Here is a 16612-nt window from a genome sequence, read left to right on the forward strand (position 1 = left end):
CAAACACCGACTTCGAAACCTGGATAGCAGACTTCAGCACCGCATTGCCGCAAGCCGATATCCGCTTCTGGCAAGAGGGCGATACGGCCCCCGCCGATTACGCGTTAGTGTGGCGGCCGCCGGCAGCCATGCTGCAAGGACGCCATGACCTGAAAGCCATCTTCAATCTCGGCGCCGGCGTCGACGCCATCCTGCAACTGGGCGATGCCTTGCCAGCCGGCGTACCGTTGATCCGGATCGACGACGGCGGCATGGCAATTCAAATGGCGCACTATGTGACGCATGCGGTGCTGGGTTATTTCGGCCGCTACGATATTTACCGGCAACAAGCTGCGCGCCGCGAATGGCGGCCGCTGCCGGCGCCAGACAAGCGCGATTTCAGTATCGGCATTCTCGGCATGGGTGTGCTCGGCTCGCGCATCGCCGAGGCCTTGGCGCATTTCGATTTTCCATTGAATGGCTGGAGTCGTAGTCCGAAGAGTCTGCCTGGAGTGCGCAGCTTTGTCGGTGACGGCGAGCTCGACGCTTTCTTACGCGCATCGCGGGTGTTGGTGTGCATCCTGCCGTTGACTGACGCCACGCGCGGCATCGTCAATCGGCAAAATCTGCTGAAACTGCAAAAGAGCGCAGATGGCGCGGACGGCGCATACCTGATCAATGTCGCTCGTGGCGGCCATGTGGTGGAGGCAGATCTGCTGGCGCTGATTCAGGAAGGGCAGATCGCCGCGGCGACGCTGGATGTATTCGAGCAAGAACCGTTGACGCCGGAACACCCGTTCTGGCAAGAGCCGCGCATCAGCATCACGCCGCATATATCGGCTGTGACGGTGGATGTAGACACGGTCCAGCAGATTCGCAACAAGATATATGCGTTGGAACAAGGCCTGAGTGTGAACGGCGTAGTCGACCGCAGCAAAGGTTATTGAAAACTGAAAACAGGTGACGACATGAGATTCCCCAACAAGGTAAAAATCGTTGAAGTCGGCCCGCGAGATGGTTTGCAAAACGAGAAGGAAACCATCCCGGCCGATGTCAAGATAGCGCTGGTCGACCAGTTGACCAAAGCCGGTTTCGTCAACATCGAAGCGGCTTCCTTCGTCTCGCCGAAGTGGGTGCCGCAAATGGCGACGTCGAGCGAAGTGATGGCTGCCATCCAGCGCAAGCCGGGCGTGATCTACTCTGCCCTGGTGCCCAATATGAAAGGCTTGGAAGCCGCACTGGCGGCGGGCGCCGACGAGATGGTGATCTTCGGCGCGGCGTCGGAAGCGTTCTCGCAAAAGAACATCAACTGCTCGATCGCCGAATCCATCGAACGCTTCCGCGAAGTCGCGCGGGTCGCCAAGCAAGAGGGCAAGCGCCTGCGCGGCAGCATCAGCTGCGCCTTCGGCTGCCCGTATCAAGGCGAAGTCGCGATCGATTCGGTAGTCGATGTGCTGCATCGCTTGCGCGATCTCGGTTGCGATGAAATCGATATTGCCGACACCATCGGCGTCGCCACGCCGAATAAAGTGCACGCAGTGATGGGAAGGCTGGTGCAGGAATTCCCGATCGAACGCCTGTCCGGCCATTTCCACGACACCTATGGCCAGGCGCTGGCGAATATCTACGCCAGCCTGGAAGTCGGCATTTCGATTTACCATTCCTCGGTGGCCGGCCTGGGCGGCTGCCCGTACGCCAAGGGCGCGACCGGCAATGTATCGTCGGAAGATGTGTTGTATCTGATGCAGGGACTCGGCATCGAAACCGGCATCGATCTCGACGCCGTGGTCGACGCCGGGCAGTTTATTTCGGCGCATCTCGGGCGCAAGGCGGTCAGCCGCGCCGGCAATGCGATTGCGGCCAAGCGCATAGCTTAGTTACTGGGCCATAATTTTTCAAAAAGACGAGCATCAAATGGATAAACTTCCCGATAGCGCACAGCGCGTCGCCGATCTGCTGACGGAAATAGGGCATGACAAGCAAGTTGTCATGCTGCCCGAAACCGGCAAGACTTCCGCCGAGGCCGCCGCCGGCCTTGGCTGCCGCGTCGCCGAGATCGCCAAGTCGATCGTGTTCCGGCGCTTGACCGATGACGCCGCCGTGATGGTGGTGGCGAGCGGCAGCAATCGTGTCGATGAGAGCAAGGTGGCGGCGCTGGTCGGTCCGCTCGGCAAGGCGGATGCACGCTTCGTCCGCGAGCGCATCGGCTACGCCATCGGCGGTGTTTGCCCTATCGGCCACGTCGGCAAGACAGTGATGCTGATCGACCGGGATTTGCTGGAACTGGATAGCGTCTGGGCGGCGGCGGGACATCCGCACGCGGTCTTCAATCTGACGCCGCAGCAGTTGGTGGCGATGACTGCGGCGCCGGTTGCGGATGTTGCGTTGCGGGCTTGAATCTAAATTTATCGACGGTGATCGTGCAGGAGGCGGTTATCACATTGACAGCCCGGAAGCCAATGCACACGCCTTCTTTGGCGGCTTTGCCAGCCGCCGCACGCTGCTTCAGGTATCCTGAGAAGTCTTAGCGGAAACGAGGAACAGCCTCATGGCAAGCAGCAATCCAACGGCCTTGGTCATGACTGGCGACAGCACCGTCGCAGGTCATGCCGAGTCACCTTGCATCAACGTTTGCGTGATGAATGCCGGCAGCGGTTTGTGCGAAGGCTGTTGGCGCACCTTGGATGAAATTGCCGCCTGGTCGAGCGCCAGCGACGAGCAAAAACGCAGCATCTGGCAACACATCCTGCAACGCCGGAAGGCGCTATGACAGTGGCCATGACCGCGCCCTCATTGCCGCCGACCATGCGCGTGCTGGAGCGCGGCTGGCTGTCTTCCAACAACATCCTGTTCCTCGGGCGCGAGCAGACGGCGCTGGTCGATAGCGGTTACCTGAGCCATGCGGCGCAAACCGTGGCGCTGGTGGCGCATGGCTTGCAAGGCCGGCCGCTGGACCGCTTGCTGAATACCCATCTGCATTCCGATCATTGCGGCGGCAACGCCGCCTTGCAACAGGCTTACCGTTGCCGCACTGCGATTCCGTCAGGGCAGGCCGAGCAGGTGCGCAATTGGGATCGGGATGCACTGAGTTATACCGGCACCGGCCAGCAATGCGCCCGTTTCACCTTCGACCACACGCTGCAGCCCGGCGACGTGGTCACCCTGGGTGATTTGCAGTGGCAGGTGCTGGCGGCGGCCGGCCACGATCCGCATTCCCTGATCTTTTATTGTCAAGAGCATGGCATTCTGATTTCCGCCGACGCCTTGTGGCAAAACGGCTTCGGCGTGATCTTTCCGGAACTGGATGGCGACTCCGGTTTCGCCGAAGCGCGGGCGACCCTGGAATTGATCGCCACGCTGGAGGTGCGGCTGGTGATTCCAGGCCACGGCAGTCCGTTCAGCGGCGTCGGCGCCGCACTCGACACTGCCTTTTCGCGGCTCGATTATCTGGCCGCCGATCCGCAGCGCAACGCCCAGAATGCCATCAAGGTTTTGCTGAAATTCCTGCTGCTGGAACGACAACAGATCAAATTGACGGAAGTCCGGCAGATGCTTGCCAGCCTGCCCTTGGTAGCGGCTGCCAACCGGCGTTATCTGCAGCGCAGCGAAGCCGATTTGAGTGAATGGGCCGCCGCGCAACTGCTGCGCGCCGGGGCGGCAGAAATCCGTGATGGATTCTTATGCAATCGACATTAACTCTATCTTCTGGCGGTGGCCAAGAGGCATGACAGGGGCCGGATTTTAGAGGACAAAATCTAGCACGATCGTACTTTTTATTGTCGTTTTTCGCCCTATAATCAAACTCTTCCTACCCAATACTAGAGGTCGTTATGGCATTGCCCGCTGCGTTGCAAAACCTGAGCCTACCCGTCATCGGCTCGCCGATGTTCATCGCTAGCGGTCCGGCGCTGGTGGCCGCGCAATGCAAGGCCGGCATCGTCGGCTCGTTCCCGGCGTTGAACGCCCGCCCGGCGGAATTGCTGGATGTCTGGCTGACCGACCTGCAAGCCGAACTAGCCGCCTACCGGGCCGAGCATCCGCACGTAAAAGTAGGGCCGATCGCAGTCAACCAGATCGTCCATCAATCGAACGACCGCCTGGCGCATGACGTCGCCGTCTGCGTCAAGCATCAGGTGCCGATCATCATCTCCAGCCTGCGCGCGCCGCCGCCGGAAATGATGGATGCGATCCACGGCTACGGCGGCATCGTGCTGCATGACGTGATCTCGATCCGCCATGCGCAAAAGGCGCTGGAAGCCGGGGTCGACGGCTTGATCCTGGTGGCGGCCGGCGCCGGCGGCCATGCCGGGCCGTTGTCGCCGTTTGCGCTGGTGGGCGAAGTACGTAAATTCTTCAAGGGACCGATCGCCTTGTCGGGCGCGATCGCTACCGGCGATGCGATCCTGGCAGCGCAAGCGATGGGCGCCGATTTCGCCTACATCGGATCGCGCTGGCTGGCCACCAAGGAAGCCCATGTCGACGATGCTTATCGCCAGGCGATCGTGGAATCGACCGCGGCCGACGTCGTGTACACCAATCTGTTCACCGGGGTGCACGGCAATTACCTGAAGAAATCCATCATCGCCGCCGGCCTCGATCCGGACAACCTGCCTGAAGCCGATAAATCGAAGATGAACTTCGGCTCCGGCGGCAGCGGCGCCAAGGCCTGGCGCGATATCTGGGGCGCGGGCCAGGGCGTCGGCCTGATGGACGATGTGCCTAGCGTGGCGCAGATGGTCGATCGTTTGCAGACTGAATACCAGGCGGCGCGCAAACGCCTGGCCCTGTAATTGTCGGAGTAATTCCGGTGCGGGCCACGCAGCTTGCGTGGCCCGGAAATAAAAATCCAAAGCCTGTCACAAAATCTCTGCCGATCCGTCTTACCATGACGAACGAGGAGCAGAACATGCATCAAAACCCCAATCCTGACAGCCAATTCAATCAGCACCGCAGCCGTCTGTTCGGCATCGCCTACCGCATGCTGGGTTCGCGCGCCGACGCCGAAGATGTCGTGCAAGACGCTTATCTGCGTTGGCACCAAAGTGCCGCGCCGGAGAATGCCGAGGCATGGCTGGTCACGGTGGCGACGCATTTATGCATCGACCGCCTGCGCAAGGCCAAGCTCGAACGCGAGGTGTATACCGGGCCGTGGCTGCCGGAGCCGCTGATAGCGGCAGATATCGAGCGCCATACGCCGGAATCGATTGCCGAATTTTCCAGCGATGTTTCGACCGCTTTCCTGGTGGTGCTGGAACAGCTAGGCGTCGAGGAGCGCGCCGCTTTTTTGCTGCATGAAGTGTTCGACGTCGATTACCAGGACATCGCACAGATGCTCGACAAGAGCGAAGCCGCCTGCCGCCAGCTGGTGCATCGAGCCCGCAGCAGAGTGAGGCGGCCGGCGCCGCGTTTCAACGTCAGTCGTGAGGCCCATTTACAGTTGCTGGAAAAATTCATCATCGCCAGCAAGAGCGGCGATCATGCTCACCTCAGCGAAGTATTTGCGGCTGACGCCACCTTCACCGCCGACGGCGGCGGCAAGATCATCGCCGCGCTCAAGGTGCTGCATGGCCTGGAGCGGCTGGCGCGTCTGTTTCTTATCATGGCGCGCGATTATGCCGGACGGGCGGAATACAAGATCGTCAATATCAATGGCGAGCCGGGCGTATTGCGTTATATCGATGGCGAGCTGGACGCCGCTTCCTCATTCGAGATCGAGATGCAAGAGGGAGCGGACGGCCAGCCGGTGGCGCGCATCAAGGCAATGTATCTGGTGCGCAATCCGGACAAATTGCATATGTCCTGACTTTTTTATCGGATTGCTGTCACAAACGGAGGACATGAGTCGTCTTATAGCCATGAGAATCCCCTCATGCCATTCGATATAAGGAACATCATGTCCAAGCAACGCCTGCCCTATGAAACCCTGCTGCCATCGGCCTACAAAGCGATGAACGCATTGAGTATGACAATTCACGCCGCCGGCATCGGCAAGCAGCTGATCGACCTGGTCTTTTTACGTGTATCCCAGGTCAACGGCTGCGCCTATTGCATCGACATGCATGCACGCGATCTGCTGGCTGAAGGAGAAAGCTGGCAACGCATCAACAGCCTGGTCGGCTGGCAAGAGACGACTTTCTACAGCGAGCGCGAACGCGCCGCCTTGGCATGGGCTGAGGCGGTTACCCTGATCGCCGGCAACCATGCGCCGGACGCCTTGTTCGACGCCCTGAAAGCGCATTTTTCAGATGTGGAAATTACCGAACTGACCTACGCCGTGACGCTGATGAACGCCTGGAACCGGCTGGCAATTGCTTTCCGCAAGCAGGTCAAGCCTGCCGAACTGGCGCAGCCGGCGCGTTAACTGCATTAACGGCAGCCAGCCAGTCGGACAAGATTTGCAGCAGCTGCTGCGGCTTTTCCAGCGGCGTCATGTGGCCGCAGTCTTCGATCAGCACCATGCTGGCGGCAGGAATCTGCGCCGCCATCTGTTGCGCTTCGGCGACGCTGCTGAGCTGGTCGTTGCTGCTGGCGACAATCAGCGCCGGGCAGCGGATATTTTGCAGCTCGCTGAAACCGTCGCTGCGCAATGCCGATAACTGGCGGATGAAAACTTCCTTGCCGTTGCGCAGCGCCATCGCCTGCAGCCGATCCAGCAACACCCGGTCATGGGCGCGATCCGGATGCAGCGACGACGCCAGCGCGCGGCTGGTCAATCCCTTGAACGGCACTTGCCTGGCCAGTTCCAGCTGGACCCGGTTACCGGCGATTTCGCGCGCGTCTTGCTGGCGTGCCGAAGTGTTCAGCAAAGCCAGCGCGAGCACCCGTTCCGGCGCTTGCTGCATGATCGCCTGCGCGACATAACCGCCCATCGAAAAACCGATCAGGACGAAGCGTGGCGGCGCTTGTTGCAAGACACGCGTGGCCATCGCATTGATCGAGTCATCCTGGCCGAGATCGCCGAAATTCAGTTGGCCCAGTTGGACCAGGCCGTCGCGCATATCGTCCCATAGGGTCTGGTCCAACATGAAGCCGGGCAGCAGCAATAGCTGCGGCAAGCTGTGGTTCTGGTCGGCAGGCAGCGTCATTATTTCTTGACCACTTCCTGTTCCACGACCATGTCGAGGGTCCATTTGATGGAGCTGGCGTCGGCTGGCGGATTGGCCACTTGCTCTTCCAGAATCCGCAGACGATAGGCGATGCCGGGTTCAAAATTGAAATCCTGGATGTCGCCATACCAAAGCTGCCAAGGATCTTCCTTGCGTTCGCGGATCTGCAAGCAGGTGGTGCGCATCACGCCGGTGCTGCAAGGCGCCTTTTGCGATGCTACGTAGATGAATTTGATTTTCGCTGAGGCGCTCGGCTTTTCACGCGCATGGAAACTCAGGGTCTGACCATCCAGGGTTTTCATTTCCATCTGCTGGCCGTCGATCTTGTATTGGTTCACGGCTTGCAGCTTGTCGAGGAAATCGGCTTCGAATTGCATCGCCGGCCCGGGGCAAGCCATGTGGGTTGTTACCGCCTGGACGATCGTCAATTGGCCGGGTGCGTGCACCGAGTAGGGCGCCGAGAAGCGATTGCAACCGGCACGGCCGCTGACGCGCCCCTGACCGTTCTCCAGACTGAAATTCAAGATCACCGGTTCGCCGTTGTCGCCATGCGGCACGGTGTGCCCGCTCCAACGGGTCAGTTCCCAGCGCGATGCCGATAACCCAGCATCGGTGCTGGTTGCGAGTTGTGCGGCCGGTTGTACAGCAGTGCCGGCACAAGCCGCCAGAGTAAGACCGGCGGCGCCGAGCGTCAGGCAGCGGATCAGGGAATGCGGGAACGAGGCAAGCGTCATATCGACTCCATGCAGAAGGTTGGCGTACAAACGCAAGCCGACATTTTAGCGTAATGACATTATTCCAGCCATCGGGCGCGGACTGCCGCCAGCGCCACCGCGATGCACAGCACGCCGACCAGCGACAAGGCCGCCGGCAAGCCGAAGCCATGCGCCAGAAAGCCGATGACCGGCGGCCCGATCAGGCCGCCGGTGTAACCCATGGTGGTGACGCCGGCCAGCGCCGTCGGGCCGTGACGGCCGGCGGCGCTGAAGATGAAAGGGAAGATGGTGGCAACGCCCACGCCGGTCAGAGCAAAACCGGCGATGGCCAGCGGAATCTGGCTGGCGAGCAAGGCGATCAACATGCCGAGGCCCGCGGTCAAGGCGCCGCCGGCGACCACGCGGCGCGCGCCGAAGGATTCTTTCAGCTTGTCGCCGATCATGCGCGTCAGCAGCATCATGCCGGCAAACAAAGCAAAGGCCAGCGGCGCCACGCCGTCGCTGGCAAACAGAAGGTCCTTCATGTAGACCCCGCTCCAGTCGGCCACCGAACCTTCGACAATGGCGCCGCCAAAGGCCACCACGCCGAGCGCAATCAGCGGGCCGTGCGGCATTGCGAAGTGTTTTTTTCCGGCGATATATTGCGGCCGGTCATTCGGCAAGGCGCGGTAGCAGCGGCGCATCGGGATCGCCGCGCATACAGCGATCAGGCTAAAATGCAGCAACGGTCTGACGCCCATGCCGGCGATGGCGCTGCCGAGCAAGGCGCCGGACAGCGTGCCGACGCAAAACCAGGCATGCAGCTGCGACATGATCGAGCGTCCGGCGATCTTCTCGGCTTCGGCGCCGAGCGCGTTGATCGCCACATTGAAGCAACTGGAACAGGCGCCCAGGCAGAGCATGGCCAGCATCAGCAGCGGCAACGTCGGCGCCAGCGCAAGGCACGGCATGGTGATCAGCAGCAGCAGACCGGCATACCAACTGGCGCGGCGCGCACCGTAGTGGCCTATCAGCCACGCCGCCAGCGGGAAAGAAGCAACCGCACCGATGCCGCCGCCCAGCAGGAACAGGCTGAGGCTGGCCGGATCCAGTTGCAAGTTGTCGCGCAGCGCCGGGATGCGCGAGACCCAGCTGGCGTATATCACGCCCAGCAACAGGAACAGCAGCGGCAGGGCCGCGCTACGCATACGCGTGTTGACGGCGGCGGGCGATGCGATCGAGTTGGACATTGCGGGAGGAGTTGAAAGCCGATGCAGACGGCGGAATGGCCATGGACGACAGGCAAACAAGCCCTCGCCCATGGCCCTGGATGATCAGAAGTCGGCCGGCATGTCTTGCAGATGCACTTGCAGGGCGTCCAGCAAAACCTGGCAAGCCTCATCGGTACCCACCGTGATGCGCAGGAACTGGGCGATGCGGGCGCTGCTGAAATGGCGCACGATGATGCCGTCGCCGCGCAGGCGGGCCGCCAGCTTGGCGCCATCGTGGCGCGGATGACGGGCAAACACGAAGTTGGCGGCCGACGGCAGCACCTCGAAACCGAGCGCGGCCAAGCCGGCAATCAGGTGCTTGCGGCTAGCCATGACAGCTTGCCGGGTTTGGTCAAAATGCGCCTGGTCCTTGATCGCCGCGGTGGCGCCGACGATTGCCATGCGGTCCAGCGGATAGGAGTTGAAACTGTTCTTGACCCGTTCCAGCGCGGTGATCAGGTCCGGATGGCCGATCGCGAAGCCGACCCGCAAACCGGCCAGCGAGCGCGACTTGGACAAAGTCTGCACCACCAGCAGGTTAGGGTAGCGCGCCACTAGCGGGATTGCGCTGTCGCCGCCGAAATCGACATAAGCCTCATCCACGATCACTACGCAATCGGGCTGGCCGGCCACCAGCCTTTCCACTTCAGCCAGCGGCAACAGGCAGCCGGTGGGTGCGTTCGGATTCGGGAAAATGATGCCGCCGGCGGCGCTATTCAGATAATCGTCAACCCGCAGCGTAAAGTCTTCGGCCAGGGGCACGGTCCGATAGGCAATCTGGTACAAGCCGCAGTAGGTCGGGTAAAAACTGTAGCTGATGTCCGGGAACAGGATCGCCTGCTCGTGCTGCAGCAAGGCTTGGAAGGCATGCGCCAGCACCTCGTCGGAACCGTTGCCGACAAATACGTGGGCCGGCGTCACGCCATGCGCGGCGTTTTGTTCGGCCAGCGCCAGTTTCAGCGGCTCCGCATCCGGGTTGGGATACAGCCGCAGGCTGTCGCCCAGCTCGGTGCGCATGGCCGCCAGCGCCAGCGGCGACGGGCCATACGGGTTTTCATTGGTATTGAGCTTGACCAGCTTGCTCAGCTTGGGTTGTTCGCCGGGGGTGTAAGGCGTCAGGCGGCTGACGATAGGGCTCCAGAATTTGCTCATTGGGTGGCTAAAGGAAGTAAGGGCTACGATAAGGGCTACGGCTGCGCGGGTTGGCGAATCAGCCATATGGTAGCAAACCCGGCGCAGTCTGGCTGGGCTTTGGCGGGTTGTGCCGAAGACAACTGGTAACATAGCAGGCTCGATTACAGGTAACAGGAGCTGTCCTTGAATATATTAGCCGTCAATCAACTCGCTTCGATCTGGAACTTACTTCTTGAATCGTCCTTGCGCTACGGTCTCAATGCCGTGCTGGCCATCTTCACGCTGGCGGTCGGCTGGTGGCTGTCCTCGCGCTTCGCCAACGCGCTCGACCGGGTAATGACGCGCGCCAGCCTGGACGCCACCTTGCGTCCGGTGCTGCGCAGCTTGCTGCTGTGGCTGATACGCCTGGTCACGCTGGTTGCGGTGCTCGGCCAGTTCGGCGTGCAGACCGCCAGTATCGTCGCTATTCTCGGCGCTGCCGGCCTGGCGATCGGTCTCGCCCTGCAAGGGACTTTGCAAAACATAGCGGCCGGCATGATGCTGCTGTTCCTGCGGCCGTTTCAGGTCGGCGAATACATTTCCAATGGCAGCATCGAAGGCAGCGTGGACGAAATCGGTTTGTTTGCGACCAAGCTGACCAAGGCCGACGGCGTCTGCCTGTTCGTGCCGAACAATCAATTGTGGAATAGCGCGCTGACCAACTTCAGCCGCAACAACACGCGCCGCATCGATATGCCGATTGGCATCAGCTACCAGGACGATCCGGCCGCCGCGATTCAAGCCTTGCAGAAGCTGTTGCTGGCCGATGAGCGGATTTTGACGACGCCAGCGCCTTTTGCCGTCGTCACCGACCACATTGACAGTGCCGTCATGCTCAATATCAGAGCCTGGACCACGACCTCCGAATACTGGGCGGTGCGCTGGTCGATTGCACAAAATGTGAAGGCTGCGCTGGCTGCGGTGAATTGCTCGATCCCGTTTCCGGTGCGCGAGTTGCATATCAAGCACGATAAGCGTGAGACGGAAGACAAGCTGGTCGCCTGACCTTAGCTTGATTTCTGGCCCGCTTTTTGCTGGTGAATTTTTGGCAATACAATCTGCCCAGGCAAGATTTTCCTTGCCTGGATCGAAGGTATAACAGATATGCATAAACCTATGCGTAGATGGCATTAGATCGTATTGCCAACTTTCCGTTACAGTTTCGCTGCGCGGCAGCGCGTTGCAGAATGTCGGACTGTCGCGCGACCGTTTCCAGCTTAGCCTGCGGTCCACAATTACTAACGAAATCAGGAGATTTATGTCTACCCGCAAACTTACACTGCGCACTCTTAATCGCACCTTCCATTCTTATGCGGTGATGATGTTCGGCGCCTTATTGCTATCGACTTCCGTGGCGCATGCGCAAGACAGCCAGGCCAAGCTGCCTAACGTGATGATCCTGGCGACCGGCGGCACGATTGCCGGCACCGGCGCCGACAGCACCACCACCGTCGGTTACACCTCGGCCACGGTCGGCGTCGAAAAACTGATCGCAGCAGTGCCTGAGCTGAAGAAAGTCGCCAATGTCAAAGGCGAGCAGGTATTCCAGATCGCCAGCGAAAGCATGACCAACGACCACTGGCTGAAGCTGGCCAAGCGCGTCAACGCCTTGCTGGCGCAACCGGATGTGGACGGCATCGTCATCACCCACGGCACTGACACCATCGAAGAAACCGCTTATTTCCTCGACCTCACCGTCAAGAGCCGCAAACCGGTGGTGATCGTCGGCGCCATGCGCCCATCGACCGCGATCTCGGCCGACGGCCCGATCAACCTGTACAACGCGGTCCTGCTGGCCGGCAGCAAAGACGCGATCGGCAAGGGCGTACTGGTTTCGCTCAACGACCAGATCAATGCTGCCCGTGAAGTGACCAAGACCAATACCTCGACCACCGACACTTTCAAGTCGACCGAACTCGGCATGCTGGGTTACATCCAGGGCAACAAGGCGTATTTCTACCGGCAATCGACGCGCAAGAACACGGTCGACACCGAATTCGACATCAGCAAGCTGGATGTGCTGCCGCAGGTTGACATCATCTACGGCTACGCCAACATGACCCGTGCCGCACTCGACGCTCAAGTCGCTTCCGGCGCCAAGGGCATCATCCAGGCCGGCGTCGGCGATGGCAGCGTTGCCGCGCAAATGAAAACGCCATTGGTCGAAGCACGCAAGAAGGGTGTGATCATTGTCCGCGCCAGCCGCGTCGGCCAAGGCATCGTTGCCCGTAACGGCGAAGCCAACGACGACGAACTCGACTTCGTGGTGGCCGATACGCTGAATGCACAAAAAGCACGGATTCTGCTGATGCTGGCGCTGACCAAGACCAACAACACCAAAGAAATCCAGCGCATGTTTTATACCTACTGATCGTAGCGTTTGCGCTGAAGCGATGGCAAGCGCCATCGCTTCAGATTCAGATGCAGGCAACAAACAGCCGGCTAAATCGAATGTGATGATTTAGCCGGTTTTTTTACGTTTGCGGCGCTGATCGTTTCCTGCGGCAGCAGCAAGGGCCAGGCGCTATTTCCCTGCCGAATGGTGCTAATATGCGCGGACCTACAAGCGACACTCTCAGACCAAGCAATGCATCCAGATCAAGCGCCAGACAAGCCACTGCTATCGCTGGTGGTTCCTTTTTACAATGAGAGTTCGGCCATTGCGCATTTCTTTCAGCGGATAACGCCTATATTGGCGGCTCTCGACACGCTGGATTATGAGATCGTCTGCATCAACGACGGCAGCGCCGACGATACCCTGGCGCAGTTGATCGCCATCGCCGAGCGCGACAGCCGGGTAAGGGTGATCGATCTGTCGCGCAATTTCGGCAAGGAAGCAGCCTTGACCGCAGGCCTGAACGAAGCATTGGGCGATGCGGTGATCCCTATCGACGCTGACCTGCAGGATCCGCCCGAATTGATTCCGCGCCTGGTCGAGCAATGGCGCAATGGTTACGAAGTGGTGCTGGCCAAGCGGGTTAACCGGGATAGCGATTCCTACCTGAAGCGCAAGACTGCCCAATTGTTTTACCGTCTCTACAATGCCGTGTCGGACATCAAGCTACCTGATAACGTCGGCGATTTCCGCCTGATCGACCGCCAGGTGCTGGAGGCGCTCAAACAGCTGCCGGAAAACCGGCGCTTCATGAAGGGGCTGTTTGCCTGGGTCGGCTTCAAGACGGCTACGGTTGAATACGTGCGTGAAGCGCGCAGTGCCGGGGAGACCAAATTCTCCGGCTGGCGCTTGTGGAATTTCGCGCTGGAGGGCATCACCAGTTTCAGTACCGTGCCGTTGCGCTGGTGGACCTATTGCGGTTCTGCGATCTCGCTGTTCGCATTCATTTACGGCCTGGTGATCATTTTCAAAACCCTGATCCATGGCATCGACATGCCCGGCTACGCGTCTATCCTCACGGTTGTGCTGTTTCTTGGCGGGATCCAGTTAATCGGTATCGGCGTTCTTGGTGAATATCTGGGCAGAACTTACCTGGAATCGAAAGGGCGTCCGATTTACCTGATTCGCCGCCGTTATCAAAAAGCCGAAGACTAGCGCTGCCATGACCATGCAGCGCTGGATGCGTTTCCTGATCTATACCGCCGCCGGTGCGGTCGGTACGGCATGCCAATACGCCGTCCTGATCCTGCTGGTTCAGAGCGGCCTGGCGACACCGGTGCCCGCTTCGGCGCTGGGGGCCCTGGTCGGGGCAGTCGTCAACTACGGGCTCAACTATCGGATTACCTTCAAGAGCCAGGCCGGTCATCTAAAAGCCGCCAGCCGGTTTGGCCTGATTGCGCTGGCCGGCATCGTGCTTAATACCGGTTTGATGCATCTGCTGACCGTCCAGCTCGGGGTCAATTATCTGCTGGCGCAAGTATTGTCTTCCGCGGCGGTACTGATGCTGACTTATTCCGCCAATGCACTGTGGACCTTCGGCTCGAAGCCGCCGCCGCAAGATGCTGCATGCCACAACGCAAGCAACAACGCCAGCGACAACGCCCGACCTAATGATTAGAAAATTCCCGCCGGTGCTACTGGCAGCGCTGATCGGTCTCGCCTACGTGCCGCCTGAATATCCGCAGCAGATGGTACAGGTTGCGGTCAATGGACAGCCGATAGGAGAACTGCATTACACCGCCAAAGCGAATCAGAGCTTGCAAAATTTGCAGATTCCCGCATCATTAATCGCGAAAAATCATGGCGAACTGCTGATCCTGTTCAGCATCGCCCAACCAAGATCGCCGATGCAGGCGATGGAGAGCAAGGACATCCGCAGTCTGGGGCTGGGTGCGGAATCAATGACGATTCATTGATAGCGCTCCCTCGGCAATAATTGCCTTTACAATCGATATCTAATTAATTTTTTTCCAAAGATCAAAGCCATGCCTGAAGAATTCGAAGTCCCCAGCCCGCACGAGCAACATCTCGAACACGTCACCGAGCATGCCCATGGCAGCGGTGACAATTTCGCAGGAAGAATTGCTGTAATGACAGCCATCATGGCCACCATAGGCGCTTTGTTCAGTTATCAGGCCGGTTCCACAGAGAGCGAAGCGGCGATGAACAAGAACAACGCCGCCATCAAGAAAACCGAAGCGGCCAACCAGTGGAATTATTACCAGGCCAAATCCAGCCGGCAAAACCTGTCCGAACTGGCAACCCATATTCCCGGCGTCGACGCCGCGCATTACAGCGCCGAAGCGCAGCGCTACAAGAGTGAAAAAGAAGTGGTGCAGAAAAAGGCCGAAGCGCTTGAAGCCGAGGCCAGCGCCTGGGATGAGAAATCAGAACAGGTATTGCATCAGCATCACCGCTGGGCGCAGGCCATGACGGCGATCCAGATCGCCATTTCGCTGGCGGCGATTACCTTGCTGACGCGCAAAGAGTGGCTGAAGAAAATGGCGTATGGGGCGGCGGGGGTCAGCGTGGTGCTGGGCACGCTGGCTTGGTTGCATATTTAAGCACAAACAATTAGGGCGGAGCAGCATCGCGCTGTCCGCCCAAAATCACCTCAATGAGCAGCTCAATTAACGCGTCACAGGCTTGTAGCGAATCCGCTTAGGCTTGGCGCCTTCTTCACCCAGGCGCTTGCGTTTGTCGGCTTCATATTCCTGATAGTTACCGTCGAAGAACGATACTTGCGAATCGCCCTCGAACGCCAGGATGTGGGTCGCGATGCGATCCAGGAACCAGCGGTCATGGCTGATCACCATCACGCTGCCGGCGAATTCCAGCAAGGCGTCTTCCAGCGCGCGCAAAGTTTCGACGTCGAGATCGTTGGACGGTTCATCCAGCAGCAGCACATTGCCGCCTTGCAGCAGGGTCTTGGCCAGATGCAGGCGGCCGCGTTCACCGCCGGACAGGTTGCCGACGATCTTTTGCTGGTCGCCGCCCTTGAAGTTGAAGCGGCCCAGATAGGCGCGCGAAGGCATCTCGAAACGGCCGACGGTGAGGATGTCGGCGCCGCCGGAGACGTCTTCAAACACGGTTTTCTGATCCGCCAGCGAATCGCGCGATTGATCGACAATCGAGACCCGGGCAGTGGTGCCGATCACCACTTCGCCGCTGTCCGGCTGTTCCTTGCCGGTGATCATCTTGAACAAGGTCGATTTACCGGCGCCGTTAGGGCCGATGATGCCGACGATGGCGCCGGCAGGAATGCGGAAATTGAGGTTATCGATCAGCATGCGGTCGCCAAAGGACTTGGAGACATTCTTGAATTCGATCACTTCATTGCCCAGGCGCTCGGCCACCGGGATGAAGATTTCCTGGGTCTCGTTGCGTTTCTGGTATTCGTGTTCGCTCAATTCATTGAAGCGCGCCAGACGGGCCTTGCTCTTGGCCTGGCGGCCCTTCGGATTTTGCCGCACCCATTCCAGTTCCTTGGCGATGGTTTTCTGGCGTGACGATTCGGTCGCTTCTTCCTGTTTCAGGCGGTTGCCCTTTTGCTCCAGCCATGAGCTGTAATTACCCTTCCAGGGAATGCCATGGCCGCGGTCCAGTTCCAGGATCCATTCGGCGGCGTTGTCCAGGAAGTAGCGATCATGGGTGATGCCGACTACGGTGCCGGGGAAGCGTTGCAGGAATTGCTCCAGCCATTCGACCGATTCGGCGTCCAGATGGTTGGTCGGCTCGTCGAGCAGCAGCATGTCGGGTTTCGACAGCAGCAGGCGGCATAGCGCCACGCGGCGTTTTTCACCGCCGGACAAGATGCCGATCTTGGCGTCCCACGGCGGCAGGCGCAAGGCGTCGGCCGCCATTTCCAGCTGCAAATCAAGATTGCCGTCGCCGGCGGTGGCAAGGATGTCTTCGAGCCGCGCCTGTTCGGCCGCCAGTGCGTCAAAGTCGGCGCCTTCTTCTGCATAGGCCGCGTATACCGCATCCAGTTTG

The 16612-nt window shown here is 59.7% G+C and carries 19 protein-coding genes; 14 read left to right on the forward strand and 5 right to left on the reverse strand.

Translation table 11 applies throughout. From position 1 onward, the window contains the following. Positions 1-23 precede the first annotated feature (23 nt). The 8 genes from KHU33_RS22810 to KHU33_RS22845 all read left to right on the forward strand — a co-directional run bounded on the left by KHU33_RS22810 (position 24) and on the right by KHU33_RS22845 (position 6340). Positions 24-926 (forward strand): 2-hydroxyacid dehydrogenase, encoded by a 903-nt coding sequence (locus KHU33_RS22810; RefSeq protein WP_211467236.1) that lies wholly within the window; start codon positions 24-26, stop codon positions 924-926. A 21-nt stretch (positions 927-947) separates the two neighbouring features. Continuing rightward, a complete protein-coding gene (locus KHU33_RS22815) occupies positions 948-1856 on the forward strand; it encodes a hydroxymethylglutaryl-CoA lyase (RefSeq protein ID WP_211467202.1) in 909 nt (302 codons plus the stop codon). A gap of 37 nt (positions 1857-1893) precedes the next feature. Further along, a complete protein-coding gene (locus tag KHU33_RS22820) occupies positions 1894-2376 on the forward strand; it encodes a YbaK/EbsC family protein (RefSeq protein ID WP_211467210.1) in 483 nt (160 codons plus the stop codon). 151 nt (positions 2377-2527) lie between these two features. After that, the gene (locus KHU33_RS22825) at positions 2528-2749 is read left to right on the forward strand and encodes a DUF1289 domain-containing protein (protein WP_407928307.1); all 222 of its coding nucleotides are present in this window, start codon (positions 2528-2530) and stop codon (positions 2747-2749) included. Then, positions 2746-3675, forward strand: coding sequence for an MBL fold metallo-hydrolase (locus KHU33_RS22830; RefSeq protein WP_407928308.1), 930 nt, complete (start codon positions 2746-2748; stop codon positions 3673-3675). The genes KHU33_RS22825 and KHU33_RS22830 overlap by 4 nt, the downstream gene beginning before the upstream one ends. Positions 3676-3809: 134 nt before the next feature. Next, a complete protein-coding gene (locus tag KHU33_RS22835) occupies positions 3810-4769 on the forward strand; it encodes an NAD(P)H-dependent flavin oxidoreductase (RefSeq protein WP_211467212.1) in 960 nt (319 codons plus the stop codon). A 116-nt stretch (positions 4770-4885) separates the two neighbouring features. After that, positions 4886-5782 carry an RNA polymerase sigma factor SigJ gene (gene sigJ, locus KHU33_RS22840; protein ID WP_211467214.1) on the forward strand — a complete coding sequence of 299 codons (897 nt, stop codon included), beginning with the start codon at positions 4886-4888 and terminating at the stop codon, positions 5780-5782. A 90-nt stretch (positions 5783-5872) separates the two neighbouring features. Further along, positions 5873-6340 carry a carboxymuconolactone decarboxylase family protein gene (locus KHU33_RS22845; RefSeq protein ID WP_211467216.1) on the forward strand — a complete coding sequence of 156 codons (468 nt, stop codon included), beginning with the start codon at positions 5873-5875 and terminating at the stop codon, positions 6338-6340. On the opposite strand, the gene KHU33_RS22850 is transcribed toward KHU33_RS22845, so the two are convergent. The 4 genes from KHU33_RS22850 to hisC form a co-directional block, all read right to left on the reverse strand. Then, positions 6306-7064, reverse strand: a complete 759-nt coding sequence (locus KHU33_RS22850; protein ID WP_407928309.1) for an alpha/beta fold hydrolase — start codon at positions 7062-7064, stop codon at positions 6306-6308. The genes KHU33_RS22845 and KHU33_RS22850 overlap by 35 nt on opposite strands. Then, a complete protein-coding gene (locus KHU33_RS22855; RefSeq protein WP_211467218.1) occupies positions 7064-7819 on the reverse strand; it encodes an META and DUF4377 domain-containing protein in 756 nt (251 codons plus the stop codon). Before KHU33_RS22855 ends, KHU33_RS22850 begins: the two co-directional genes overlap by 1 nt. A 59-nt stretch (positions 7820-7878) precedes the next feature. Then, positions 7879-9030: an MFS transporter gene (locus tag KHU33_RS22860; RefSeq protein WP_211467220.1), complete on the reverse strand. Its 1152-nt coding sequence runs from the start codon at positions 9028-9030 to the stop codon at positions 7879-7881. An 84-nt stretch (positions 9031-9114) separates the two neighbouring features. Then, positions 9115-10203: a histidinol-phosphate transaminase gene (gene hisC / locus KHU33_RS22865; protein ID WP_211467222.1), complete on the reverse strand. Its 1089-nt coding sequence runs from the start codon at positions 10201-10203 to the stop codon at positions 9115-9117. Between the two features lie 165 nt (positions 10204-10368). Here hisC and KHU33_RS22870 point away from each other — a divergent pair, with 165 nt between their 5' ends. From KHU33_RS22870 to KHU33_RS22895, 6 genes are all read left to right on the forward strand, one after another. Continuing rightward, positions 10369-11229, forward strand: coding sequence for a mechanosensitive ion channel family protein (locus KHU33_RS22870; protein ID WP_211467224.1), 861 nt, complete (start codon positions 10369-10371; stop codon positions 11227-11229). A gap of 313 nt (positions 11230-11542) precedes the next feature. Next, positions 11543-12595, forward strand: a complete 1053-nt coding sequence (locus KHU33_RS22875) for a type II asparaginase (RefSeq protein WP_211467244.1) — start codon at positions 11543-11545, stop codon at positions 12593-12595. A 216-nt stretch (positions 12596-12811) separates the two neighbouring features. Beyond that, positions 12812-13774 carry a glycosyltransferase family 2 protein gene (locus tag KHU33_RS22880; protein WP_211467226.1) on the forward strand — a complete coding sequence of 321 codons (963 nt, stop codon included), beginning with the start codon at positions 12812-12814 and terminating at the stop codon, positions 13772-13774. Positions 13775-13781: 7 nt separating this feature from the next. Next, entirely contained in the window at positions 13782-14237 is a 456-nt protein-coding gene (locus KHU33_RS22885) for a GtrA family protein (RefSeq protein WP_211467228.1), read from the forward strand. After that, positions 14230-14535, forward strand: coding sequence for a hypothetical protein (locus KHU33_RS22890; protein WP_211467230.1), 306 nt, complete (start codon positions 14230-14232; stop codon positions 14533-14535). Before KHU33_RS22885 ends, KHU33_RS22890 begins: the two co-directional genes overlap by 8 nt. Positions 14536-14604: 69 nt before the next feature. Next, on the forward strand, positions 14605-15183 hold the full coding sequence (locus KHU33_RS22895; protein ID WP_211467232.1) for a DUF4337 domain-containing protein: 579 nt from the start codon (positions 14605-14607) through the stop codon (positions 15181-15183). A gap of 66 nt (positions 15184-15249) precedes the next feature. Here KHU33_RS22895 and ettA read toward each other — a convergent pair. Then, positions 15250-16612: energy-dependent translational throttle protein EttA (gene ettA / locus KHU33_RS22900; RefSeq protein ID WP_211467234.1), on the reverse strand; the 1363-nt coding region annotated here is incomplete at its 5' end.

This window comes from Collimonas silvisoli, assembly GCF_018305005.1.
Classification (GTDB): Bacteria; Pseudomonadota; Gammaproteobacteria; order Burkholderiales; family Burkholderiaceae_D; genus Collimonas; species Collimonas silvisoli.